Raw genomic sequence first — 22,197 nt, 5'->3', positions numbered from 1 at the left:
TGAGACTGTTGCTGGCTGGCTCTCAATGATGCCTCGGGCTATCATTTAGCAGCCTGGCAACAGGTAGTTAATTCACTACGTCATTAGGTGCGGGACGCATGCATACACCCCTTAACGCGAATAATCTGCTCCAGGCTATTGCCGAGCGTCTAGACACCCTGAATCGCTCCGAGCGCAAGGTGGCGGAGGTCATCCTGAAGGATCCGCAGTCGGCCACCCGGGCTAGCATTGCTGCACTGGCACAGAGTGCGGGGGTGAGTGAGCCAACGGTTAATCGTTTTTGCCGTAGCTTTAGCGCCAAGGGTTTTCCTGACTTTAAATTGCAGTTGGCGCAGAGTCTGGCCAGTGGTACCCCCTATGTTGGCCAGAATGTGCAGTCTGAAGATGGCCCCAATGAATATGTGAATAAAATTTTTGCTGCCACAATGCAGGCATTGGAGCATACCCGTCAGAGCCTCGACCCCAGTCTGATCAATCGCGTGGTGGACTACCTGATTCAGGCCAAGCAGGTGGCGTTTTTTGGTTTGGGCGCTTCGGGGCCGGTGGCGTTTGATGCCCAGCATAAGTTCTTCCGCTTTAATATTCCGGTGACGGCGTACGATGATGTGCTGATGATGCGGATGGTGGCGGCGGCTGCACATACCGGTGATGTGGTGGTGATTATCTCTTATACCGGTCGCACCCGTGAGCTGGTTGAGGTGGCCAGGGTGGCGCGTGATGCCGGGGCGACTGTGCTGGGTATAACCGCTCCTGATTCCCCCCTGGCCCATGAGTGCACGCTGTCGATCAGTGTCAGTGCGGATGAAAACACCGATATCTATATGCCGATGAGCTCCCGCATTGTTCATTTGGCTCTAATTGATGTGTTGTCCACTGGGGTGATTCTGCGCCGTGGGGTGGATTTTCATGGTCACTTAAAGAAGATTAAGGACTCATTGAAAGCAACGCGTTTTCCGCTTGAAGGGGAAGTGGACTAAGGCAGGTATAAAGAGGATAGCTGGGTTAGTCCAGTTGTTTCATGCATTCGCTAAACCAGCGCCGGCTGAGAGCTGTGCTGGTTTAGTTGGGTTGATCCAAATTAGGTTGATAAAGGTTGCCACCGGGTTTGAAGTCTGAGGGTTCAAGACCGTGGCGGGCCAGGAGTTTGTAAAAGTCGGTGCGGTTGCGCTTGGCAATCTTGGCAGCCTGACTGGCGGAGCCCTCTGTCATCTGCAGGACTTTAGTGAGGTAGGAACGTTCGAAGTTATTGCGCGCCTCCATAAAAGAGGGGTAAGACTCGGCCTGCTCGGCCAGGGCCTGCAACACCAGTCCTTCGGCAATCACCGGGCCGGTACAGAGGGCAACGCAGTGTTCAACCACGTTGACCAGTTGCCGTACATTGCCGGGCCAGGAAGCGGCACAGAGTACTCCCATCGCCTCAGCAGAAAAACTCTTCACGTAACTGCGCTGACCCACAGCAGCTTTTTTCAGCAGGTGACGGGCCAGTAGCGGGATATCTTCGGCACGTTCGCGCAGGCTGGGCAAGCGTAGGTTAATGACGTTCAGGCGGTAGAACAGGTCTTCGCGAAACTCTTTGGCGGTAATGGCGGCCTTTAGGTTGCGATGGGTGGCCGAGAGAATGCGGACATTGGTATCCAGGCTCTGGGTGCTGCCCAGTGGGCGGACTTTCTTTTCTTGCAATACCCGCAGCAGTTTAACCTGCAGGGGGTAGGGCATATCTCCAATCTCATCAAGAAACAGGGTGCCGCCATTGGCGGCGATAAAGAGCCCTTCGTGGTGATTCACTGCACCGGTAAAGGCGCCTTTGACATGGCCGAACAGCTCTGACTCCAGTAAGGGTTCCGGCAGTGCGCCGCAGTTGATGGCGATGAAGGGGCCTTGGGCGCGGGGACTGGCACGGTGAATCGCCTGGGCCAATAGCTCTTTGCCGGTGCCACTGGCACCACTGATGAGGACGCTGGCATCCGCCTCGGCAATGCGTTTGGCCTGATCCAGCAGGGTGAGCATGGTGCCGTTTTGGGTGATGATTTCCCGTCGCCACTCTTGGTCGCTGCTGGCAGGGGCGTAGCGCTTACGGGCTTTAGCCAGGGTATTAAGCAGCTCATCTTTATCAATGGGCTTGGTCAGGAAGCTGAATACCCCTTCCTGAGTGGCGCTAACGGCTTCGGGGATCGAGCCGTGGGCGGTGAGGACGATCACTGGCAGCTCGGGATAGTGCTGCTGTACCTGACGAAACAGGCTCATGCCATCTAACTCGTCCATGCGCAGGTCAGTAATCACCACATGGGGGTGATGGCGATTAATCAGCTCCAGTGCTTGCAGTGGTCGCTCGCTGCAGTACACCTCATAACCACTGGCTTGCAGGCGCATGGACAAGAGGGTGAGCAGGCTGGTGTCGTCGTCAACCAGCAGTAAGCGGCCCAGGCTCATCAATCTTCCCCTTCTTGGCTGTCCAGCCCGGTGAGGGCGCGAATCTGTTGTTGCTGCTGCTCGATCAACTGCTGCTGTTGTTCAATGGTCTCCTCCAGCAGGCTGAGGTCTTCGCGCTCGGCGAGCAGTTGCTGGGTCAGCAGCATCAGTTGCTGGTTATAGCTGTGCATGAGTTTAAGCAGCTGTTGGCTGGCGGGCTCGGCAAGTTGCAAGCGGCTGGCAAGTCGATCGGCTTTACGCCGTTGCTCCAGGGAGCTGGGGACTGCGCTCAGGGCAAGAAACTCTTGCAGCTGCGGATCAAGATCATCACGCAGTGGCAGGGCGGCTAAACGCTGTGTCTGAGGTAAATCTGCCAGGGCTGCCTGTACGCTTAAAATGGCGTGCAGTGGTTCTGCCACCAGCGCTGGCGGAGGTTGCAGATCGGCATGCTCCAACAGGCATTGCTCCACGCTAGGGGCAGGAGGCTGAGGTTTGACCATGCAGGCGCTTAGCAGACTGCTCAGGGTGAGCAGGGCCAGGCTGCGTAGGTTAAGTGATCGGGATGAGTCGTGACTATCCATGCACATAGGCTGGTTTGGGTAGACGAATGCTGAAACAGACATCGTACTCCGGGTGAGTGGTGAGGGTCAGGCTACCGCCATGTGCCTCAATGCAGTCTCGGGCAATGCTAAGGCCGATGCCGGAGCCTTTCAAGGGGCCGTGGCGTCGGGATTGACCTTGGTAGAAGGGGTCAAAGATACGCTGGGCATCTTCTGCGGCGATTGTTGGGCCGGTATTGGCAACCAAGACTTCGAGACTGTCTTGCGTAGCCTGCCAACTGAGCAACAGCTTACCCTGTGGGTGTCCATAAAACAGCGCATTGGTAATCAGGTTGTCCAGGCAGCGTTGAAACTTACTGCTATCCAGCCACCAGTGTAGTGCTTGCCCTTGGTGCTCCAGTTGAATGCCTTTCTGGCGCAGACTGAGCTGGTGGCGTCCTAGGGACTCTTCAATCAGTTGACTGATTTCGTGTTCTTGGATGGCCAGGGGAATGGCTTGGTGCAGCATGTTGTAGTCGAGTAATTGCTCAATCAGGCGCTGTAGTTGCAAGCTGTTCTGTTGCAGAAGTTGGCTGATTTCCCTTTGCATCGGGCTTAAAGGGCCGGCTATTTCTTCGGCCAGGAGGTCAGCGCCTTCGCGCAGGCTGCTCAAGGGGGTTTTGAGCTCATGGGACATATGCCGCAGGAACTGCTTTTTCTGTTGCTCTAATGAATTGAGTTGTTGATGGAGCCAGCTTAACCGCTGGCCTAAGGCAGCCAGTTCGGCAGGGCCTTGGATCGGGCGGCTGGGCAGTGGTTTGCCTTCCCCCAGCATCAGGATCAACTGCTCAAGATGGCGTACCGGGCGGGTAATCAGCATCACCGAGAGCCCCATCAGTAGCAGGGCGAGGGTCAATAGGATGGCGGTCATGCCTAATAACTGCCGCTGTTGCTCGTGGCTGTCATTGTTGAGCTGATCCAGGTAGTGGTCGGTTTCCTGCTGAATGCGTTGCCTGGCTTGTTGTAAGGCTTCCTGCAAGCGTTGAAAGCTTTCGTTGAGTTGTTCGGCACTCCAGCTCTGGGCCACCGGATCCAGGCTCAGTTGGCGCAGGTAAGGCAGCAGGGCTTGGGCAATGGCCTGTAGCTGTGGTTGGTTGGGGGTTTCCAGCAACTGTTGGAATTGTTGGCGCTGTTGCAGGTAGCGACTGAGTAGGCGCTCATCTTCCAGAATCAGGTATTGGCGTGCGCTGCGGGCCATCTCCTGGGATTGATTGCCTAACTGCTGCAGGTAGCGGGTAGATTGTAACGCGTCCTGGGTATAGGTTTCGGTGCGCTCGCTGAGTAAGGTCAGGGCAGCACTGGCTTGGTAGAGTAAATACACCAGGGGGGTCATCACCAGGATGAAGCCCAGGACAACCATTTGTAAGAGTGAGCGGGGACGCCAGCTTGCCAAGGTAACAGGTTCCGTTGCCAAAGCGCTCAGGATAAAAGCTGGCGTGTCAGTTGCAAAGCAATCGGCTTAATTAAAAAGCTAGAGCGCTTAGATGCCTTGTAGTTGTGCAAACTCTTGGGCGTCTAGTTTGCCATCACGATCAAGATCAAGGCGATCAAAAAAACGTTCTACTACGGGGAGTAATTCCGCTTCATTGCTGCTGATGTGAGTGTCCTGATTGGCGTCGAGTTGTTCAAACAGATCTTCAAAAACACCATCGGCGTAGGCCATGGGAGCAAACAACACGGGAGTGACAAAAGCTGCGAGAATAGCCAACCTGGCCATGATTGCCTTACTTAACTGAGAGGGTGAAATGGAGCAGAGTGCCACGCCTCGCCAGCGACGAAGGGGGTGCGCTAGACGAGGTGGGCAGGATTCTTAACTGGTGCAAGCATAAAGCATGCCATGTTTTTTTGGTAAGAGTTATCAGGGTTGGCGCTCGGCTGGATAGTGGGTCTGTCTCTTTTTGGAGACACCCTATGGTGCCAACCGGAAGGATGAGACAACAAAAGCCGTATTGTCAGGCTTATTGCTGTCTCTTAATGGCGACAACTGCGGCGATTTAGTTAATGGCTTGTCGCAAAAGGCAGACAGTCATGGCAAAGAAAGGAGGCAATAGACGTGGGGCATGCTCTGGGGGTGGGCTAGTGTATAGTGAGCGCCTCGGCTGAGCGGTAGTCGTATTTTTATAGAAAAGTTTTCAGGAGTATGACATGCAGGCATCTGCAGCGTGGCAACCCAGTACCCAGGTAGTGTGGCGTAACCTTGATGTGTTGAGTCAAGCGCAGCCGTTGTTGGTAATGAATCCGCCCGAATTAGCAGGCTGGGCGGAATTGAATGAAAGCGTGCCCTGTCTTTTTTTTAGCCAGGACTATCGCGTGAGTCAGGCGTTTAGGCAGCAAGGTCTGGAGATTGAGTTTGCTGTACTCCCTTCGCCGGAGCAGTGGCAAATGGCGGAGGCGGTTTTACTGTTTTGGCCAAAAGCTAAGGAGTTGGCTCAGTGGCTATTAGGCTTACTTACCAGTTTGCCCCGTGAATTACCGATCTGGGTAGTAGGTGAGCATCAGGCCGGGGTTAAGAGTACACCTAAACTGGTCGAAGCCCTCGGGGGAAGTTGCTACAAGCAGGACAATGCCCGGCGTTGTTCACTATTCCAGCTAGAGTTACCTGTTGCGCAACCGTTTTCATTGGAAGAGTACTGGCGTCTGGATGCATGGCAGTTAGCCGATCAGTCTCTGCAAGTTGCTCGCTTGCCTGGGGTATTTAGCGAGCAGAGTCTGGATAAGGGCAGCCAGTTATTGCTGGACCATTTGTTTTTACCGCAACAGGGACGAGTATTGGACTTTGGCTGCGGGGCTGGAGTGCTGGGGGCCTACCTGAAAACCAAGTGTCCGTCCGCAGAGGTTGTGATGCTGGATGTTAGCGCATTGGCGCTGGAGGCCAGCAAACGTACCCTGGCGGCTAATCAGCTGGATGCCACTGTTCTCGCTAGTGATGCCTGGTCGGGGGTGGGGGGGCGCTTTGATTTTATTCTGAGTAATCCCCCGTTCCACACGGGCATTCACACCGATTATGCCCCAGCTTTGGCATTGATCTCCCAGGCCCAGGCTCATCTCAATCCTGGAGGCGTGTTGCAGTTGGTGGCGAATAGTCACTTGCCTTATTTGGAATGGTTGCGGCAGCACTTTAGTAAGGTACAGGTGGATGCTGAGACTAGCCAATTCCGTATCTACCGGGCTTGGCGCTAGTGGGTGGGGTTTTGACGTCTTTTGCTACCACTATCGTGCCACTGTGCTAGGATTAGTTTCAGTTATATCCGCTTTAGCGGATAACTCCCCAGCACTGTGACAGAGTGGGAACTCTCTAATATGCGTGAATATATCAATGCAGCCTGGGTTGCCTGTGCCTTCCGAACCCTGCAAAGCCTGGGTTTGGATGCTGAGGCTATGTTTAAGCGTTTTAACCTTAATCTGGACGATCTTAATCATTCGACCGCATTGATGGATGCGGAGAAGGTGCGCTCTTTATTCAAAGAGTTGGAACGGGACTACCCCGACTTTGGTTTGCAGGTGGGTTTGCATCTGCACCCCATGAGTTTTAATAGTTTGTCACTGGAAATGATGTCGCAGCCCAATCTGGCGCGTGCCTTACAGACCTATGCGGATAGTTATCATCGTATTTCTAATGTGGGCATGGTACAGCTGGAAATGAAGGATAAAGAGCTTGAGGTGAGCCTGGTGCCAGCGCTTAACTATGATGCTGTGGTAACCAGTATTCTCGATGCAGGTATGGCAACCCTGTTGACCCTGTGCCGCTTTATTCAGGCTGCACCGGTGAAGCCGGTAAGAGTCATCCATCCTTTGGCGGAGCAGCGTGGGGAGCGTTATCAACAATTCTTTAACGCTCCGGTAGTGAGTGAAGGCTTTAAGTATGCGTTCTGCCTGCGTAAGGAGGATGTGCAAAAGCCATTGCAGGCGATGTTTGATGGACAAGGCGAAGAGCTGAAGCGTTTTCTCAGCGACTCCACTCCGGTTGCTTTAGGGCAAAAGGTGAAGCTGATCATCGCCAAATCCCTGGGACAGAAGAAAGTCACTCTCGAATATGTGGCGTCGCAGTTGTATATGAGTCCACGTTCTCTGCAGCGAAAGCTGTCAGAAGAGGATTTGTTATTCCAGGATGTGTTGGAGAATGTACGGCGTCACCGAGCCAGAGTGTTGTTCTCTAATCCAGACATTCCGCTGATCAAAGTAAGCAGCCAGCTGGGCTTCCAAAGCCAGAATGGCCTAAGTCGTTTTACCCGTGCTTGGATGGAAATGAGTCCACGGGAGTTAAGACGCAAGTGGACACCTCAACGTAGTCTGGCAGATCGAGAACTGCATTAAGCTCCAACCCCGTGCTTGCACGGGGTTGTTGTTTGGCGCATCGGCATCAGCTGGTTTAGCTGTTGGCAGGCCAGGGCTGACATTGTTCCAGTAGTGGCGCCAGTGCGCTCAGATCCCGGCAGGGGCGACCATTCTCTTGCATGGCGGCACAGAAAAAGCGCCCACGGACATGCAGTTCTCCCTCTTGGTAAATCCCCATGTCAAATACCACTCGTACCTTGCCGAGGCGGAAAGGGCGCAGCTGTACTTGAAACTGATCGCCACTTTTAAGGGGGCGCAGATAGTCGAGTTCTGCCCGGGCTACCACCACATGGATACCTGCCTGGGTGAGTGCAGCAAAGTCGAGCCCCAGGGTTTTAATGTACTCATGGCGAGTGTGCTCAAAATAGTTTTGGTAGACCGCGTTATTGACGATACCTTGCATATCGCATTCATAATCGCGGACGCCAAAGTGGAGAGAATAGGCTTCTTCATGCATAAGAAAAACCTTAATAAAGAATAAGTTGGCTTAGCGGCTAGCCTAGCAGGCTTTGCACTTTGGCTCATCCATTGATGGGATGTGATTGATTAAAAAATGAACATGTTTGGCGATAAAAGGGCATTACTGGCTTAAGCTGGATTATCGTCATCTTATCCACAAAGCTATACAGGGTTTATGTGGATGGATTGCCTTGGGGTGGCCAGTTACAATGGCGCCCCTGTTAGTTTTGGAGGTGGTTATGCGAGTTTGTGGTGTGGAATTAAAAGGTAATGAGGCGGTGGTGGCTATGGTGGCCCTGGACCGTGGCCTCTATCACTGGCTGCCCTGCCGTACTAATAAGTTCACACTGCGGGTAGATAACCAGGTCGATGAAATTCGTAAGTTCCAATATGCCTTCAGCAAGCTGTTACATGATTACCAGATTGAGCAGGTCGTGGTATTAGAGCGTCCCCATAAAGGACGTTTTATGGGGTCGGCCATGAGCTTTAAGCTGGAAGCGGCGATTCAGCTGATCAAGGAGGTGCCCACCGCTTTAATCAGCCATGCAGATGTGAATAACTTTGTTGATGAGCATCCCCTGCCTGAAGTGGGCTTGAAGGCATTTCAGCGTCAAGCATTCCTGAGTGCCTATGCCTGGTTAGGATTACATAAAAAATAACCAGTAGCCGTAGAACCCTTGTGCTGACTGGGCTGGCAGCAGTTTTACGATTGTTGTGAAGAGGTTATCCACAGGAGTGTTCAGGCTTTTTGGGGGTAACTTCTGTGCCTGTAACAAGGATTGCTCAAATTGGTTGATGGCAAAGGATGTAGCCCGGGCATGGCCTGGGCTGGGGATAAACGAGTTAGGTTGCAGTGTTTTACGCTAATGCTGCAAAGGCTGTAGTGAAGGTGGCGTGGCGTTTGCTGATTCAGCTTAACTGCGCCAGATAATTTTTTTGCACTGCCCTTTTTCGATATGTAGCCATTCATCCGGGTCTTGTTCTTCGGCCCAACTTCCGGCAATACAGCGTACTTGGCAATCAAGTGCTTGGCTGATCTCTTCGGCGCAGGCTTGATCGGTTTCCCAAGGGGTATGGGCAGAGTCAAAAAACAGACTGGTAAAGCGCTTGCCAGCGGCTTGTTCCACTAAGACTACCGTCATGCCTGCCACCCTGAGTTGCTGGCTCAGTCCACGCTGCTGAACGGCTTCTATATCACCCAGGCGCTGGCTAAGCCAGTCGAGGATGCGGGGAGTGTCGACGTCTTTTAAGTAGACTTCAATATCGGGATGTCTTGCCATCTAGGGTATCCGCAGGCGTTAAAAATACTCAGCTATCGAGAAAACGAACCAGCCAAATCAATAGGATCATGATATAGGCATAGAGGCCGGCGAGGCCACCCCCACCAAGCAACAGCATACCCAATAGATGCAGTAGCTCCTGCCCCAAAGGGGGCAGGGCAAACCAGTCGTATACCATTACTAGCGCGGTGCCGAGAAAAAATGCCAGTACGGCGCACATCAGCCAGAGCAGATAGCGGATGGCATGCTCCGAGCGACGCCGCACCGAATTTAACCAAGGCAGGCGGTTGGCCATATTAGTTCCGGCTGGGGGCCAGCAAACGGGCCAGGATATTTTCATAGATATCGGTGAGCAGCTCCAGTTCCTCCACCTTGGTACATTCATTCAGCTTATGAATGGTGGCGTTGACTGGGCCAAGCTCTACTACCTGGGCGCCAGTAGGCGCAATAAAACGCCCATCTGAGGTACCGCCGGCGGTGGATAGCTCCGTTGCATAGCCGGTCACAGCTTGGATACTGGCCTGGGCGGCCTGCACCAGTTCGCCCTCAGCCGTGAGGAAGGGCTGACCATTGCGGGTCCAGTCGAGACTGTATTCCAGCCCATGTTGATCCAGGCACTGGTGTACTCGGTGCTGCAGGGTATCGGCATCCAGCTCTGTGGAGTAACGGAAGTTGAAGTGTAGTTCGACCTCGCCGGGAACGACGTTGGTCGCGCCGGTGCCGGCATGGATATTGGAGACCTGGAAGCTGGTCGGCGGGAAGAAGGCATTGCCCTGATCCCACTCGGTGTTGGCTAGCTCCGCCAGTGCCGGGGCAAGGCGGTGGATCGGGTTGCTGACCTGCTCGGGGTAGGCCACATGACCTTGAATACCCTTCACTTTTAAGTGGCCGCTGAGGGAGCCGCGGCGACCATTCTTAATAATGTCGCCGACTTTATGGCTGCTGGAGGGTTCACCCACGATACACCAGGTAATCTTTTCCTGCCGTGCCTCTAAGGTGTCGACTACCCGGACGGTGCCGTTAATAAAGGGGCCTTCTTCGTCACTGGTGATTAAAAAAGCAATCGATCCCTGGTGATCGGGATGATGTTTCACAAAGCGTTCTACTGCAACCACCATAGCCGCCAGACTGCCTTTCATGTCAGCGGCACCTCGGCCATAGAGATAACCTTCACGGATACTGGGCTCGAAGGGAGGGCTATCCCATTTGTCGAGTGGGCCGGGGGGCACCACATCGGTATGGCCGGCAAAGCAGAGCAAGGGGCCATCGGTGCCACGTCGGGCCCAGAAGTTATCGGTATCTTCAAAGCGCAGACGTTCAATACTAAAGCCGAGCGCCTGCAGGCGTTCAATCATCAGTTCCTGGCAGCCAAAATCCTCTGGAGTGACAGAAGGGCGGCGAATTAGCTCCATGGCGAGCTCAAGGGTAGGGGAGTGGCTAGTCATCATCAGGTTTCTTAGTTATGGGTTCGGTAAGACTGAAAAAACTGGCGGGCAGTGCGGCCGCTATGGCTGGCACGGCCCATGGCAAAACGCTTGGCGGCGGCATGCAGTTCGGCGCGATCACCCTGGTAGTCGTGAAAGAGTTGATCCACGATCGCGAGATAAGCGTCCCAGCTCGGTGGATAAAACGATAGCCATAAGCCAAAGCGATCGGAGAGGGCGAGTTTATCCTCAACCGCGTCACCGTAGTGGAGTTCAGTGTCGACCACCTGGGTGCCAAGGTTGTCACTTTGCTGCTCCGGCACCAGGTGGCGACGATTGGAGCTGGCATAAATGCGGATGTGCTCGGGCGGCAGTTCCAGACTGCCATCCAGTAAGGTTTTCAGTGGCTTGTAGCTGGCATCACCGGCTTCAAAGGACAGATCATCACAAAAGATGATGAAGCGATAGGGGGTAGCGTCTTCCAGTTGGTCGACTATCTCCGGTAGCCAGAGCAGGTCATCCTTATCGACCTGGATCATCCGTAGTCCTTCGGCGGCAAAGTGATTGAGCAGGGCTTTTAATAACGAGGACTTGCCTGTACCTCTTGCCCCCCAGAGTAGGGCGTGATTGGATTCCTGTCCGCGCAGAAAGCGCGCGGTATTGTCGAGCATGGCCTGCTTCTGGCGTTCAATACCAAGTAACTGTTCCAGGCGAATGGGATCAAGACGGCGTACAGGGCGTAAGGCCTGACGCTGTGGCCGCCAGATCGCGGCCAGGGTGTGTTGCCAATCAATGCTGTGGGAATTGCTATGCATAGGGCCCCTCCTGTGAGGGGCCATCATACTGATTCAGCTTTAGACAATAAACTGACTTAGTTCCTGCTGGAGCAGTTTGAGTCGTTCAGAGGCAGAGGCTTCGGCATCCCGTGCCTGTTGCATCTGCTGCCGGGTACGGGCCGAGAGCTGCTGAATTTGCGCCAATTGGTCGCTGACACCATGGGCTACCTGGCTCTGCTGCTCACTGGCACTGGCAATTTGGTAATTCATGTCACGCATATTAGCGATGGCGCTGAGAATGGTTTCAATACTCTGGGTGTTGAGGTGTACATCCCGGACGCTGGTTTGGGCAAACTCGCGACTGCTTTCCATGGCGTGACGGGTATTGCGTACACCGCTCAATAGTCGCTCGATGATCTGCTCAATCTCCTGGGTAGAGTCGGCGGTGCGCTGGGCCAGGGTACGGACCTCATCGGCCACCACAGCAAAACCGCGACCGGACTCACCGGCGCGGGCGGCTTCAATCGCCGCATTGAGCGCCAGCAGGTTAGTTTGTTCGGCAATGCCACGAATCACATCCAGCACAGAACGGATCGCATCGCTCTCTTGCGCCAGCTTTTGGCTTTCCGCCACCGCCTGCTGCATCTCCCGATCCAGAGTATTGAGGGTGGCGAGAGTTTGCTGGGTGCTGGTTTCCACCTTGTCTGCAGCGCTCTTGGCGGCATTGGAAGCCTGGGAGGCATCGGCAGTATGGGAGGCGACGCTTTGAATGGAGTCAGACATCTCTTTTACCGCAAGGGAGGCCTGGGCAATCTCTTCATATTGCTGTTCTACCTGGGTGCTGGTGGCCTGGGCCTGGCGGCTGAGTTCATGGTTGGCGCTGACCGCATCTTGCATGGTTTCCTGCATGTGCTGGATCAGGTTGCGGATACGTTCGATAAAGCTGTTGAAGCCTTTGGCCAGCTGGCCGGTTTCATCGTTGGAGCGTACTTCAAGACGTACACTCAGATCAGCATTACCCTGACTGAGTTTTTGCAAGCTGGCGGCGGTAGCGATAACGGGGGCTACAATCCATTTCTGTACCAGCCAGTAACTGATGGCAATGATGAGGATGCCGAGTAGTGCGGTTAGCCATAGGGTTTGCTGGCCTAACGCCTTGATGGCGGGGAGTTTGGCCATGTAGGTGTTGACGCGATCCTGGCTACTACCCTGCAGTTGCTGCAGGTAGGTCAGCAGCACAACAGAATTATCCGATAGGGTGTTGAACAGACCATCGGCAACGGCTCCCATAAAGCGTTGATCCAGCCAACCTTGGCGTGCTTCAGCATAGGTGCTGAGCAGCTCCTGCAGCTTGCTGATTTCATCGCCCTGGATCAGACCTGCCTGCACTACCGCGTCCATCCCTTGTTGTGCCAGCTGTCCGGCCTCTTCCAGTTTGGCCAAAGCATCGGGATCGTCGGGCTCCAATAACAGTCGGTATAACGAGATGGTTTCCCGCTGAATCGCCAGGCTGGTGTTCATAATTCCATCGGCACTGGTTTTGGCTGGGCCAGTCAGATAGTCCAGTGCCTGGCTGAGCTGACGTTCAACCCAGAGGCCCATCAGGGTGGCAGTCACGAGGGTGAGGGCAATAAAGAAGTAACTTAAGCCAACTTTGCGTGCGAGTTTCATGCTGAGCCGTTCTCTATTTATTGTTGGTGGCGGAAGCTACTAAAAACTAGGCAAAGTGTGCTGGGGTGTAAATAACAAAACGGGGCACATTTGGCCCCGTTGTGAGCAAAATTGTCAGCGAAATATTAGTTATGGCTGTGCAGGGCTTCGTTTAGTGCAATGGCGCTTTTGTTAGTCTTGCACTCGATGCGTCCGCTTTGGGAGTTGCGGCGGAACAGTAAGTCGGACTGGCCGGCCAGTTCTGCGGCCTTAACCACTTTGACTTCCTGCCCCTGGTCATCCAGCAGGCTGACTTTGGAACCGCCGGTAATGTACAGGCCGGCTTCCAGGGTGCAACGATCACCTAGGGGGATGCCGAGGCCGGCATTGGCACCCAGCAGGCAGTTTTCACCGACGGAGATCACCACATTATTGCCACCGGACAGGGTGCCCATGGTGGAGCAGCCGCCACCGAGGTCGGAGCCATTGCCAACCACGACGCCTGCGGAGATGCGGCCTTCTACCATGCTGTTGCCCAGGGTGCCGGCGTTAAAGTTGACAAAGCCTTCATGCATGATGGTGGTGCCCTGGCTGAGGTGAGCTCCCAGGCGGACTCGGTCTGCATCGGCAATGCGCACGCCTGTTGGCACAACGTAGTCAGCCATGCGGGGGAATTTATCGACGGAGATTACCGTCAGCCACTCGCCCTGCAGGCGGGCCTGTAGTTGGCGGGCGGGCAGTTCATCAATGGCGATCGGCCCCTGGTTGGTCCAGGCAACGTTGGGCAGCAGGGCAAACATGCCAGTCAGATTGAGCTGATGGGGTTGTGCCAGGCGGTGAGACAGCAGATGTAGCTTCAGATAAACCTCAGCAGTGTGGCTGGGTGCCTGATCCTGTTGTAGCAGGGTGATCAAGAGCGGACGCTGGGCTCCTTGGCCCAGGGCAATCAGTTCGGCCTGGTGTTCAAATCCTGCCTGGGCTAGCGCGGTGGCCAGCGCGGGCAGCTGGGCTTCGCTCAGGGTTTGGGTGTTGCTGTCACTAAAGTCGAGGTGGCTGCTGATCACCTGCACCAGCTCTGCGGCGGGGTGCAGTAGCGGTTGTGGAAAAAAGGCTTCCAGCAGGGTGCCAGCTTGGGAATAACTGGCAACGCCAATACCCAGGGCCAGGTAAGAAGTGCTCATGTGGATCTCCTGTCTTCAAAGAGGTCAGGCTGGTTGTAACCAGCTCTGGTAGAGTTCGGGCTTAAAGCCAAGGTGCAGGGTGGTGCCGGTGTCCAGCACGGGACGCTTGATCAGGCTGGGGTTGGCCAGCATCAGGGCAATGGCTTGCTCGCTATTACTGACTTGGCGTTCGCTGTCACTGAGCTTGCGCCAGGTGGTGCCGCGGGTGTTGATCAGAGCTTCCCAGCCGAGTTGCTTACACCACTGCTGCAGTTGTGCGTTGTCTAAGCCGTCTTTGCGGAAGTCATGAAAGCGGTAGTCCAGTTGTTGGCCTTCTAGCCACTTGCGGGCTTTTTTCACGGTGTCGCAGTTAGGGATGCCGTAAAGCGTCAGCATGCTTGCTCCTGTGCCGGTTAACTCTGGGCTAACTCATCCAGTTGTTTGCAGATTTCCTGGCGCAGGTTGTCACGTAGCGCCGGGTCTCGTAAGGGTTGCCCTTCTTGATCGGTGATAAAGAATACGTCCTCTACCCGCTCACCCATGCTGGCGATTTTGGCGTTTTGGACAAACACATCAAACTCGTAAAAAATCCGCCCGAGGGTGGCGAGCAGGCCTGGTCGGTCGGGGGAGATGACCTCTAACACCGTACGATGGTGGAAGGGATCGTCACTGATATTGACCTGGGTGGGCAGGGTGAAGTGTTTGTACTGGCGCGGGACGCGCTTGCGCACTATCTCAGGGAAATCATCGGGGGCACAGAGCACCTCCTCAAGGTAGGCGCAGATCGCAGCGATGCGTTCCGGATGATCACCAAGGGGCTGATTGTCTTCATTGAGAACAATGAAGGTATCCAGACCAAAGCCATCTTTGGAGGTGATAATGCGGGCATCGTGGATATTCAGGTTGAGCTGGCTTAAGGCTGCCGTGGTAGCGGCGAAGAGGTCATCCTGGTCGAGGGTGTAGATAAAGATCTGGGTGCCGCCCTCGTGGTTGCGCTCGGTGGTTTCCCGTACCAGGATCAATGGGCGGGTTGGGTCCTGGTGCTGCAGGATGCTGGCTGTGTGCCAGACGATGTCGCGGACGCTTTCGCGTAGAAAGTAATCATCCGGCAGGAGCTGCCAGTGACGCTCGACCTGCTCTTTGGCAAAGCCCTGCTGTTCCAGTAGATCCAGCGCATCTTTTTGAATGTCCTGAATCCATTCCTGAATATTCAGGGGTTCATCCAGGCCACGGCGCAGCAGAGCCTTGGTTGAGGTATAAAGCTGGCGCAGCAGGGCGGCACGCCAGGAGTTCCATAGGCTGGGGTTGGTGGCGTTAATGTCTGCCACCGTCAGCACATACAGGTAATCCAGCTGGGTCGGATCTTTGACCTGTAAGGCAAAGGCTTTAATCACCTGGGGATCGGAAATATCTTTGCGCTGTGCGGTCATCGACATCAGCAGGTGATTGCGCACCAGCCAGACCACCAGGGCGGTATCCCATTTGGGGAGGCGGTGTAGCTGACAAAACTCCTGTACTTCCTCTGCGCCCAGCTCGGAGTGATCGCCGCCACGGCCCTTGGCGATATCGTGAAAGAGACCAGTCAGGTAGAGTAATTCGATTTTAGGCAGGCGATGAATAATCGAGGCGACTACCGGGAAACGATCGGCGACTTCCGCATGGCGGAACTGGCGCATGATCAGGATCGTCTTCATGGTATGGGCATCGACGGTGTAGATGTGGAACAGGTCATGCTGCATCTGCCCGATAACATGGGCAAAAGCGGGAATATAACGCCCTAATACACCGTAGCGACGCATTCGGTTGAGTTCGGTAGATACTCCTTCCGGAGTGCGCAGCAGCTCCATAAACAGGCTGGTGTTGCGCAGATCATGGCGGAACTTATCGTCAATCAGGTGGCGATGCTGGCGTAGCAGGCGAATCGTGGAGGCACGCACGCCTTGGGCTTCAGGGTGCTGGGCACGCAGCACGAACAGTTCCATCAAGGCAAAGGGGTAGCGCTGAAATACCTTGTCGTTGGTGACCTGTAAACGACCGTTACAGAGTTGGAAGCGATTGTTGATTGGCACAATGTGCCGGTTGTCGCCGTCTTCCAGAATGGCTTCCTGGAAGTACTGCAACAGCATGTCGTTGAGCTCAGCGAAGTAGCCGGCAATGCGGTAGTACTTGCTCATAAACTGCTCAACAGCCAGAGCGCCAGGCTGATTCTGATAACCAAAAAGGTCAGCCAGTTCTTGTTGGTAATCAAACAGCAGGCGATCTTCTTCCCGATTGGTCAGCATGTGCAGGGCGTAGCGAACCGTCCACAGATATTCCAGGCCTTGCTGAATCGACTCCAGCTCAGCATCGGTGAGAAAGCCGTGATCAACCAGCTCGGCCAGGGACTCAGCGCCAAAGTGACGTTTAGCTACCCAGCCAATGGTATGAATGTCGCGCAGCCCGCCTGGGGCATTTTTGACATTGGGCTCAAGATTGGAGCCAACCTGCTGGGCGCGGTCGTAACGCTGGCGCTGCTCTTCACACTTGGCCAGGAAAAAGGCCTTGGAGCTCCAGGCATCGGCTGAGGTGACTCGGGTCTGCATACACTGTCTGAGCTGATCATCGCCAATCAGAGTACGGGCTTCGAGCAAATTGGTGGCAATGGTGAGGTCATTTTTGGCCTGTTGGTAGCATTCGCTTTGACTGCGGACGCTACTGCCAACGGCAAGACGTAAATCCCATAAGAAGGTCAGGAATGCTGACAGCGCTTCTTCATAGGGTTGGCAATCTACACCATCGGCTTGCAGAACCAGTAAGTCGATATCTGAGTGAGGATGTAGTTCGCCGCGACCATAACCGCCAACGGCAATCAGACTCATCGGCCCGTCTTCCGGGAGGCGGTGAAGGCGCCAGGCTTGCAGAAGCAGTTGGTCGAGGAACCAGGCGCGGCCGTTGATCAGCGAACGGATATTAATCTGGTCACGGAAGCGCTGATCCAGCACTTGTCTGGCATTGGCCAGGGCCTGGCGGAAAACGGGAACAGCGTGGCGAGCACCCAGCAACTGTTGCTGGAAGCTGGCAGGGTCGAATAACTCCGGATCCTCCGGGTATACAGCCACGGGCAGGGTCATGCTCGCCTCAATCGATCAAACGATTAGATGTTGGTTTCTTCCTGGCGGCGGGTGAGTACTTCATAACCATCTGCAGTGACCAGCAGGGTATGTTCCCATTGGGCCGACAGACGGCGATCAACGGTTTCCACTGTCCAGCCATCACGTTTGGATAGTTTGACGTGGCGCTTGCCAGCATTAATCATCGGCTCAATGGTGAAAATCATGCCCGCCTGTAACTCTAAGCCAGTACCAGGTTTACCGTAATGCAGCACCTGGGGCTCTTCATGAAACTCTTGGCCAATGCCATGGCCGCAATATTCACGTACCACGGAATAGTGGTTGCTTTCGGCGTGTTGTTGAATGGCATGACCGATATCCCCCAGGCGCACACCGGGTTTGACCATGCGAATCCCCAGGTAAAGGCACTCTTGAGTGATTTCCACCAGACGCTGGGCGTGAGGTAGGGGCTTGCCAACATGGAACATCTTGCTGGTATCACCATGGTAGCCATCTTTGATGACGGTGATATCCACGTTAATGATGTCACCTTGTTTAAGGGGCTTGTCATTAGGGATGCCGTGACATACCACCTGATTAACAGAGGTGCAGATGGACTTGGGGAAACCGTGGTAGTTCAAAGGTGCGGGAATAGCTTTCTGCACATTGACAATATAGTCATGGCAAATTTGATTTAGCTCGTTAGTCGTCACCCCAGGCTGAATGTGGGGTTCGATCATTTCCAGCACTTCGGCGGCCAAACGACCGGCCACGCGCATCTTGGCGATGTCTTCCGTGGTTTTGATGATAACGCTCATTGTTGAGAATCTTGGCTCCGGAAAAGGGGGCTGCCAGGCAGCTGCTGACGGCATTGTACACAGATTCCAGGATGGGGAAAAACCGTCTGCTAACTTTTGCTTGGCAGGGAAATGTGGTATAACTCCGGCGCTTAAGTTGGCTCGGTCCGCCTTGCGGCTTAAACATTAAACCTAAACCTTATAGATCACACATGTACTGCAACCTTTGCCGAGGGTGCCCGTAAGGGTCGGTAAAAGGGGTACATGGAGGCCTAACCCTTTTAAGGAATAAACATGGCTAAAGTTACCATGCGCGACCTGCTGAAAGCAGGTGTTCACTTCGGTCACCAGACTCGCTACTGGAACCCCAAGATGTCCAAGTACATCTTCGGTGCTCGCAACAAGATTCACATTATTAACCTGGAACACACCCTGCCCATGATGAATGAGGCATTGGATGTGGCCAAGAATCTTGCCAGCAAGAAGAACAAGGTTCTGTTTGTTGGTACTAAGCGTGCTGCTTCTGAAGTGATCAAGCAAGAAGCCGTGCGTGCCGGTATGCCTTACGTTAACCATCGCTGGTTGGGTGGCATGCTGACTAACTACAAGACCATTCGTCAGTCTATCCGCCGTTTCCGTGAGCTCGAAGCTCAGATGACCGACGGTACCTTCGACAAGCTGACCAAGAAAGAAGCCCTGATGCGTAAGCGTGAGATGGAAAAGCTGGAGCTGTCCATCGGCGGTATCAAGGATATGGGTGGTCTGCCCGATGCACTGTTCATCATCGACGTTGAGCATGAGCGCAACGCAATTCTGGAAGCCAACAAGCTGGGTATTCCGGTTATCGCAGTAGTTGATACCAACAGCGATCCTGCTGGTGTGGATTATGTGATCCCCGGTAACGATGACGCTCTGCGCGCTATCGAAATCTACACCAAGTCCATGGCCGATGCGGTTCTGGAAGGTGCAGAAGCAGCTGGCGGCGAAAAGAGCGAGTTCGTTGAAGTCAGCGAAGACGCAGAAGCGGCTGCTCAGTAATACGTTTTACTGAGTAGGTGTGTTAGGAAGGGGGAGCAAGGCTCCCCTTTTTCAAACCCCTGATCCTGAATTCAATATCAAGTAAGAGAGGAATCCGACATGGCAGCTATTTCTGCTTCAATGGTGAAAGACCTGCGTGAGCGTACTGGCCTGGGCATGATGGAGTGTAAGGCTGCGCTGGTTGAAGCAAATGGCGACATCGATCTGGCCATTGAAAACCTGCGTAAATCCAGCTCCCTGAAGGCCGCCAAAAAAGCTGGCCGCACCGCCGCTGACGGTGTGGTTGCAGTGAAAGTTGAAGGCAATCGTGGCGTAGTAGTTGAAGTTAACTCTGAAACTGATTTCGTTGCGCGTGACGACAACTTCCTGGCGTTCACTCAGTCTGTTGTTGAGCAAGCTTTCGCCAGCAAGGCGACTGACGTGGCTGAACTGATGGCGGGCGAGCTGGAAACTGCTCGTCAGGCACTGGTACAGAAAATCGGTGAGAACATTGGTGTTCGTCGTTTGAGCCAGATTGAGGCTGATGTAGTAGGTAGCTACGTACACAGCAACAACCGTATTGCGGTATTGGTTGCTTTGCAGGGCGGTACTGAAGAGCTGGCGAAAGATATCGCTATGCACGTTGCTGCTAACAACCCTCAGGTTGCTAATCCCTCTGAGATGCCTGCTGAGGTTATCGAGAAAGAGAAGGAAATTTTTATCGCTCAGGCGCAAGAGTCTGGTAAGCCTGCTGAAATTATCGAGAAGATGGTTCAGGGCCGCATCCAGAAATACCTGGCAGAAAACAGCCTGGTCGAGCAGCCTTTCGTTAAGAATCCCGAGATCAAGGTTGGTGATCTGGCTAAGCAAGCTGGCGCTACCGTTGTATCCTTCGTTCGCTTTGAAGTAGGCGAAGGTATCGAGGTCGAGAAGAAAGACTTCGCTCAGGAAGTTGCTGAGCAGCTCAAGCAGTAATCCTGCTATTGACCACCACGGTTATGCCGTGGTGGTCCCCCTCCCCGATAAAGTCCGTCCAACTGAGTCTGGAGTCCGCAGATGCCGACCGAGAAAAATCAAGCCAAATATAAGCGTATATTGCTCAAGCTGTCAGGCGAGGCCCTGATGGGAGATGAGAGCTTTGGGATTGACCCCAAGGTGTTGAATCGAATGGCGCTGGAGATTGGGCAGCTGGTCGGAATTGGCGTGCAGGTCGGTTTGGTTATCGGTGGTGGTAACCTTTTCCGGGGGGCGGCGTTGGATGCAGCGGGGATGGATCGTGTAACAGGCGACCACATGGGAATGTTGGCTACCGTCATGAATGCGTTGGCCATGCGTGATGCGCTGGAGCGTTCGAATATTGCTACTCGAGTGATGTCTGCTATCCCAATGAGTGGGGTGGTGGATCACTATGATCGCCGCGGAGCGATTCGTTCCCTTAAGCAGGGAGACGTTGTGATTTTTGCAGCGGGTACCGGCAATCCTTTCTTTACTACTGACTCGGCCGCCTGCTTGCGCGCTATTGAGATTGAAGCGGACGTTGTGCTAAAAGCCACCAAAGTGGATGGTGTATATACTGCCGACCCGGTGAAAGACCCGAATGCAACCAAGTATGACCACCTGACCTATGATGAAGTGTTGGAGCGTCAGCTTGGGGTAATGGATTTGACGGCTATTTGCCTGACTCGCGACCATGATATGCCAGTGCGAGTGTTTAATATGAATCGTCCTGGTGCCTTGGCTGCTATCGTTACAGGTGGTAATGAAGGTACTTTGATCACTCGTAGCTGTTAAGAATTTTGGGAGACTCTAATGATCAATGACATTAAACAGGATGCTGAACAGCGCATGCAGAAGAGTATTGAAGCGCTGGATCAGCAATTCAATAAAATCCGTACCGGACGTGCAACGCCTGCCATTCTCGATAGCATTCGTGTGAATTATTACGGTAGTGATATGCCGCTGAATCAGGTGGCAAACGTCACGGTTGAAGATGCGCGAACCTTGTTGATCTCTCCCTGGGAAAAGAAAATGGTCACTGAGATTGAGAAGGCTATTCTCAAGTCAGACTTGGGTCTTAACCCCAATACAAGTGGCGACTGGATTCGTGTACCCATGCCGCCGCTGACGGAAGAAACCCGTAAGGGCTATATTAAGCAGGCTCGCCAAGAAGCGGAAAATGCACGAGTCGCTATCCGTAACATCCGGCGTGATGCTAATGCGATGTTTAAGGATATGCTGAAAGAAAAGGAAATTTCTGAAGATGATCTGCGTCGTGCAGAAGACCAGATTCAGAAGTTAACTGATACCTATGTAGGTCAGGTTGATAAGCGTCTGGAAGCAAAAGAAGCTGACCTGATGGTCATTTGATCCGCCAGGATGTACTGAGGGGGTAGCCGTAAGGCTGCCCTTGTTTTTCTGGTGAGCGGGCGTTCACTCAAATCAAGTGATAAAGATGGACTCTATGCTGAACGTGGTGCCTAGACATGTTGCCATCATTATGGATGGCAATAACCGCTGGGCGAAAAAACGCTTGCTGCCAGGGGTGGCGGGGCATAAAGCGGGAGTGAAGTCGGTACGGGCAGTGATTGAGGTTTGTGCTAGAGCCAAGGTGGAAGTGCTCACGCTATTTGCTTTTAGTAGTGAGAACTGGAAGCGCCCCGCAACAGAAGTGCGAGCCTTGATGGAGCTGTTTATCAGTGCCTTGCAGCGTGAGGTAGAAGAACTACATCGACATGGTATTCGATTGCGTGTGATCGGTGATCGTACACCATTGCAGCCGAAGCTGGTTAAGTTGATTGAGGCGGCGGAGGCTTATACGCGTGATAATCAGGAAATGCAGTTGGTTGTCGCGGTGAACTATGGCGGGCAGTGGGATATCGCCCAAGCTAGTCGTATGCTGGCGGAAAAGGTCGCGCAAGGACATATAACGCCTGCAGAAGTGACTGAACAAACTCTTGCGCAGCATCTGTGTTTGAGTGATCTGCCTGCGCCTGATCTCTGTATTCGTACTAGTGGTGAGCAACGCATCAGTAATTTTATGCTGTGGCAGTTAGCTTATGCAGAGTTTTATTTCTCTCCATTGCTGTGGCCGGACTTTCGTGAAGAGGCTATGCAGGAGGCGTTGCAAGCATTTGCCCGTCGTGAGCGGCGTTTTGGCTGTACTAGCGAGCAACTCAAAGAACAATAACTGAAGAGAATAACA

23 protein-coding genes are annotated in these 22,197 nt (G+C 53.9%); 9 read left to right on the top strand and 14 right to left on the bottom strand.

All coding sequences use genetic code 11. The features are described from left to right. The first annotated feature begins 98 nt into the window (after positions 1 to 98). Positions 99 to 977 carry a MurR/RpiR family transcriptional regulator gene (locus Q334_RS0104730; RefSeq protein WP_027312198.1) on the top strand — a complete coding sequence of 293 codons (879 nt, stop codon included), beginning with the start codon at positions 99 to 101 and terminating at the stop codon, positions 975 to 977. Between the two features lie 82 nt (positions 978 to 1,059). Here the strand turns inward: Q334_RS0104730 and Q334_RS18035 are convergent, their stop codons facing one another. The 4 genes from Q334_RS18035 to Q334_RS18025 form a co-directional block, all read right to left on the bottom strand. Beyond that, a complete protein-coding gene (locus tag Q334_RS18035; protein WP_035460801.1) occupies positions 1,060 to 2,430 on the bottom strand; it encodes a sigma 54-interacting transcriptional regulator in 1,371 nt (456 codons plus the stop codon). Beyond that, positions 2,430 to 2,990, bottom strand: coding sequence for a hypothetical protein (locus Q334_RS0104720; protein ID WP_027312197.1), 561 nt, complete (start codon positions 2,988 to 2,990; stop codon positions 2,430 to 2,432). Before Q334_RS0104720 ends, Q334_RS18035 begins: the two co-directional genes overlap by 1 nt. Continuing rightward, complete coding sequence (locus Q334_RS18030) at positions 2,983 to 4,401, bottom strand: sensor histidine kinase (protein WP_155888954.1); 1,419 nt, start codon at positions 4,399 to 4,401, stop codon at positions 2,983 to 2,985. The genes Q334_RS0104720 and Q334_RS18030 overlap by 8 nt, the downstream gene beginning before the upstream one ends. An 87-nt stretch (positions 4,402 to 4,488) precedes the next feature. Further along, the gene (locus tag Q334_RS18025; RefSeq protein WP_035460796.1) at positions 4,489 to 4,725 is read right to left on the bottom strand and encodes a hypothetical protein; all 237 of its coding nucleotides are present in this window, start codon (positions 4,723 to 4,725) and stop codon (positions 4,489 to 4,491) included. Positions 4,726 to 5,153: 428 nt separating this feature from the next. On the opposite strand from Q334_RS18025, the gene Q334_RS0104705 reads away from it, so the two are divergent. Both Q334_RS0104705 and Q334_RS0104700 read left to right on the top strand, forming a co-directional pair. Then, a complete protein-coding gene (locus tag Q334_RS0104705; protein ID WP_027312196.1) occupies positions 5,154 to 6,188 on the top strand; it encodes a methyltransferase in 1,035 nt (344 codons plus the stop codon). Positions 6,189 to 6,308: 120 nt separating this feature from the next. Further along, positions 6,309 to 7,322, top strand: coding sequence for an AraC family transcriptional regulator (locus Q334_RS0104700; protein WP_027312195.1), 1,014 nt, complete (start codon positions 6,309 to 6,311; stop codon positions 7,320 to 7,322). Positions 7,323 to 7,377: 55 nt separating this feature from the next. Here Q334_RS0104700 and Q334_RS18020 read toward each other — a convergent pair whose 3' ends face one another. After that, positions 7,378 to 7,800, bottom strand: coding sequence for an acyl-CoA thioesterase (locus tag Q334_RS18020; RefSeq protein WP_035460793.1), 423 nt, complete (start codon positions 7,798 to 7,800; stop codon positions 7,378 to 7,380). 241 nt (positions 7,801 to 8,041) lie between these two features. Between Q334_RS18020 and Q334_RS0104690 the strand changes: the two genes are divergently transcribed. Next, positions 8,042 to 8,461 (top strand): DUF3010 family protein, encoded by a 420-nt coding sequence (locus Q334_RS0104690; RefSeq protein ID WP_027312194.1) that lies wholly within the window; start codon positions 8,042 to 8,044, stop codon positions 8,459 to 8,461. Positions 8,462 to 8,716: 255 nt separating this feature from the next. Here the strand turns inward: Q334_RS0104690 and Q334_RS0104685 are convergent, their stop codons facing one another. The 9 genes from Q334_RS0104685 to map form a co-directional block, all read right to left on the bottom strand. Then, positions 8,717 to 9,082: a hypothetical protein gene (locus tag Q334_RS0104685; protein WP_027312193.1), complete on the bottom strand. Its 366-nt coding sequence runs from the start codon at positions 9,080 to 9,082 to the stop codon at positions 8,717 to 8,719. Between the two features lie 28 nt (positions 9,083 to 9,110). Continuing rightward, entirely contained in the window at positions 9,111 to 9,377 is a 267-nt protein-coding gene (locus Q334_RS0104680) for a hypothetical protein (protein ID WP_027312192.1), read from the bottom strand. Between the two features lies 1 nt (position 9,378). Next, complete coding sequence (gene dapE, locus Q334_RS0104675; protein ID WP_027312191.1) at positions 9,379 to 10,527, bottom strand: succinyl-diaminopimelate desuccinylase; 1,149 nt, start codon at positions 10,525 to 10,527, stop codon at positions 9,379 to 9,381. Between the two features lie 11 nt (positions 10,528 to 10,538). Further along, entirely contained in the window at positions 10,539 to 11,321 is a 783-nt protein-coding gene (locus Q334_RS0104670; RefSeq protein ID WP_027312190.1) for an ATP-binding protein, read from the bottom strand. Between the two features lie 39 nt (positions 11,322 to 11,360). Then, positions 11,361 to 12,953, bottom strand: a complete 1,593-nt coding sequence (locus tag Q334_RS18015; protein ID WP_051527522.1) for a methyl-accepting chemotaxis protein — start codon at positions 12,951 to 12,953, stop codon at positions 11,361 to 11,363. 125 nt (positions 12,954 to 13,078) lie between these two features. After that, positions 13,079 to 14,113, bottom strand: a complete 1,035-nt coding sequence (gene dapD / locus Q334_RS0104660) for a 2,3,4,5-tetrahydropyridine-2,6-dicarboxylate N-succinyltransferase (RefSeq protein WP_027312189.1) — start codon at positions 14,111 to 14,113, stop codon at positions 13,079 to 13,081. Between the two features lie 24 nt (positions 14,114 to 14,137). Beyond that, positions 14,138 to 14,488, bottom strand: coding sequence for an ArsC family reductase (locus Q334_RS0104655; RefSeq protein WP_027312188.1), 351 nt, complete (start codon positions 14,486 to 14,488; stop codon positions 14,138 to 14,140). Positions 14,489 to 14,505: 17 nt separating this feature from the next. Next, positions 14,506 to 17,202, bottom strand: a complete 2,697-nt coding sequence (locus Q334_RS0104650; RefSeq protein WP_035460792.1) for a [protein-PII] uridylyltransferase — start codon at positions 17,200 to 17,202, stop codon at positions 14,506 to 14,508. 23 nt (positions 17,203 to 17,225) lie between these two features. Beyond that, on the bottom strand, positions 17,226 to 18,053 hold the full coding sequence (gene map / locus Q334_RS0104645) for a type I methionyl aminopeptidase (RefSeq protein WP_281172995.1): 828 nt from the start codon (positions 18,051 to 18,053) through the stop codon (positions 17,226 to 17,228). 219 nt (positions 18,054 to 18,272) lie between these two features. Here map and rpsB point away from each other — a divergent pair, with 219 nt between their 5' ends. From rpsB to uppS, 5 genes are all read left to right on the top strand, one after another. Continuing rightward, positions 18,273 to 19,016 (top strand): 30S ribosomal protein S2, encoded by a 744-nt coding sequence (rpsB, locus tag Q334_RS0104640; protein ID WP_027312185.1) that lies wholly within the window; start codon positions 18,273 to 18,275, stop codon positions 19,014 to 19,016. 99 nt (positions 19,017 to 19,115) lie between these two features. Further along, entirely contained in the window at positions 19,116 to 19,970 is an 855-nt protein-coding gene (gene tsf, locus Q334_RS0104635) for a translation elongation factor Ts (RefSeq protein WP_027312184.1), read from the top strand. 81 nt (positions 19,971 to 20,051) lie between these two features. Beyond that, the gene (gene pyrH, locus Q334_RS0104630; RefSeq protein WP_027312183.1) at positions 20,052 to 20,786 is read left to right on the top strand and encodes a UMP kinase; all 735 of its coding nucleotides are present in this window, start codon (positions 20,052 to 20,054) and stop codon (positions 20,784 to 20,786) included. A gap of 18 nt (positions 20,787 to 20,804) precedes the next feature. Then, the gene (gene frr / locus Q334_RS0104625; RefSeq protein ID WP_027312182.1) at positions 20,805 to 21,362 is read left to right on the top strand and encodes a ribosome recycling factor; all 558 of its coding nucleotides are present in this window, start codon (positions 20,805 to 20,807) and stop codon (positions 21,360 to 21,362) included. 85 nt (positions 21,363 to 21,447) lie between these two features. Continuing rightward, the gene (gene uppS / locus Q334_RS0104620; RefSeq protein ID WP_027312181.1) at positions 21,448 to 22,182 is read left to right on the top strand and encodes a polyprenyl diphosphate synthase; all 735 of its coding nucleotides are present in this window, start codon (positions 21,448 to 21,450) and stop codon (positions 22,180 to 22,182) included. Positions 22,183 to 22,197: the final 15 nt, after the last annotated feature.

Origin of the sequence: Balneatrix alpica DSM 16621 (assembly GCF_000619885.1) — a bacterium.
GTDB lineage: Bacteria > Pseudomonadota > Gammaproteobacteria > Pseudomonadales > Balneatricaceae > Balneatrix > Balneatrix alpica.
Note: the sequence above shows the minus strand (reverse complement) of the source record. Positions and strands in the feature narration are given on the sequence as shown.

Coding starts and splice junctions, on each gene's coding strand:
- Q334_RS0104730 (WP_027312198.1), top strand. CDS start 99: ATGCATACACCCCTTAACGCGAATAATCTGCTCCAGGCTATTGCCGAG.
- Q334_RS18035 (WP_035460801.1), bottom strand. CDS start 2,430: ATGAGCCTGGGCCGCTTACTGCTGGTTGACGACGACACCAGCCTGCTC.
- Q334_RS0104720 (WP_027312197.1), bottom strand. CDS start 2,990: ATGGATAGTCACGACTCATCCCGATCACTTAACCTACGCAGCCTGGCC.
- Q334_RS18025 (WP_035460796.1), bottom strand. CDS start 4,725: ATGGCCAGGTTGGCTATTCTCGCAGCTTTTGTCACTCCCGTGTTGTTT.
- Q334_RS0104705 (WP_027312196.1), top strand. CDS start 5,154: ATGCAGGCATCTGCAGCGTGGCAACCCAGTACCCAGGTAGTGTGGCGT.
- Q334_RS0104700 (WP_027312195.1), top strand. CDS start 6,309: ATGCGTGAATATATCAATGCAGCCTGGGTTGCCTGTGCCTTCCGAACC.
- Q334_RS18020 (WP_035460793.1), bottom strand. CDS start 7,800: ATGCATGAAGAAGCCTATTCTCTCCACTTTGGCGTCCGCGATTATGAA.
- Q334_RS0104690 (WP_027312194.1), top strand. CDS start 8,042: ATGCGAGTTTGTGGTGTGGAATTAAAAGGTAATGAGGCGGTGGTGGCT.
- Q334_RS0104685 (WP_027312193.1), bottom strand. CDS start 9,082: ATGGCAAGACATCCCGATATTGAAGTCTACTTAAAAGACGTCGACACT.
- Q334_RS0104680 (WP_027312192.1), bottom strand. CDS start 9,377: ATGGCCAACCGCCTGCCTTGGTTAAATTCGGTGCGGCGTCGCTCGGAG.
- dapE (WP_027312191.1), bottom strand. CDS start 10,527: ATGACTAGCCACTCCCCTACCCTTGAGCTCGCCATGGAGCTAATTCGC.
- Q334_RS0104670 (WP_027312190.1), bottom strand. CDS start 11,321: ATGCATAGCAATTCCCACAGCATTGATTGGCAACACACCCTGGCCGCG.
- Q334_RS18015 (WP_051527522.1), bottom strand. CDS start 12,953: ATGAAACTCGCACGCAAAGTTGGCTTAAGTTACTTCTTTATTGCCCTC.
- dapD (WP_027312189.1), bottom strand. CDS start 14,113: ATGAGCACTTCTTACCTGGCCCTGGGTATTGGCGTTGCCAGTTATTCC.
- Q334_RS0104655 (WP_027312188.1), bottom strand. CDS start 14,488: ATGCTGACGCTTTACGGCATCCCTAACTGCGACACCGTGAAAAAAGCC.
- Q334_RS0104650 (WP_035460792.1), bottom strand. CDS start 17,202: ATGACCCTGCCCGTGGCTGTATACCCGGAGGATCCGGAGTTATTCGAC.
- map (WP_281172995.1), bottom strand. CDS start 18,053: ATGCCGTCAGCAGCTGCCTGGCAGCCCCCTTTTCCGGAGCCAAGATTC.
- rpsB (WP_027312185.1), top strand. CDS start 18,273: ATGGCTAAAGTTACCATGCGCGACCTGCTGAAAGCAGGTGTTCACTTC.
- tsf (WP_027312184.1), top strand. CDS start 19,116: ATGGCAGCTATTTCTGCTTCAATGGTGAAAGACCTGCGTGAGCGTACT.
- pyrH (WP_027312183.1), top strand. CDS start 20,052: ATGCCGACCGAGAAAAATCAAGCCAAATATAAGCGTATATTGCTCAAG.
- frr (WP_027312182.1), top strand. CDS start 20,805: ATGATCAATGACATTAAACAGGATGCTGAACAGCGCATGCAGAAGAGT.
- uppS (WP_027312181.1), top strand. CDS start 21,448: ATGGACTCTATGCTGAACGTGGTGCCTAGACATGTTGCCATCATTATG.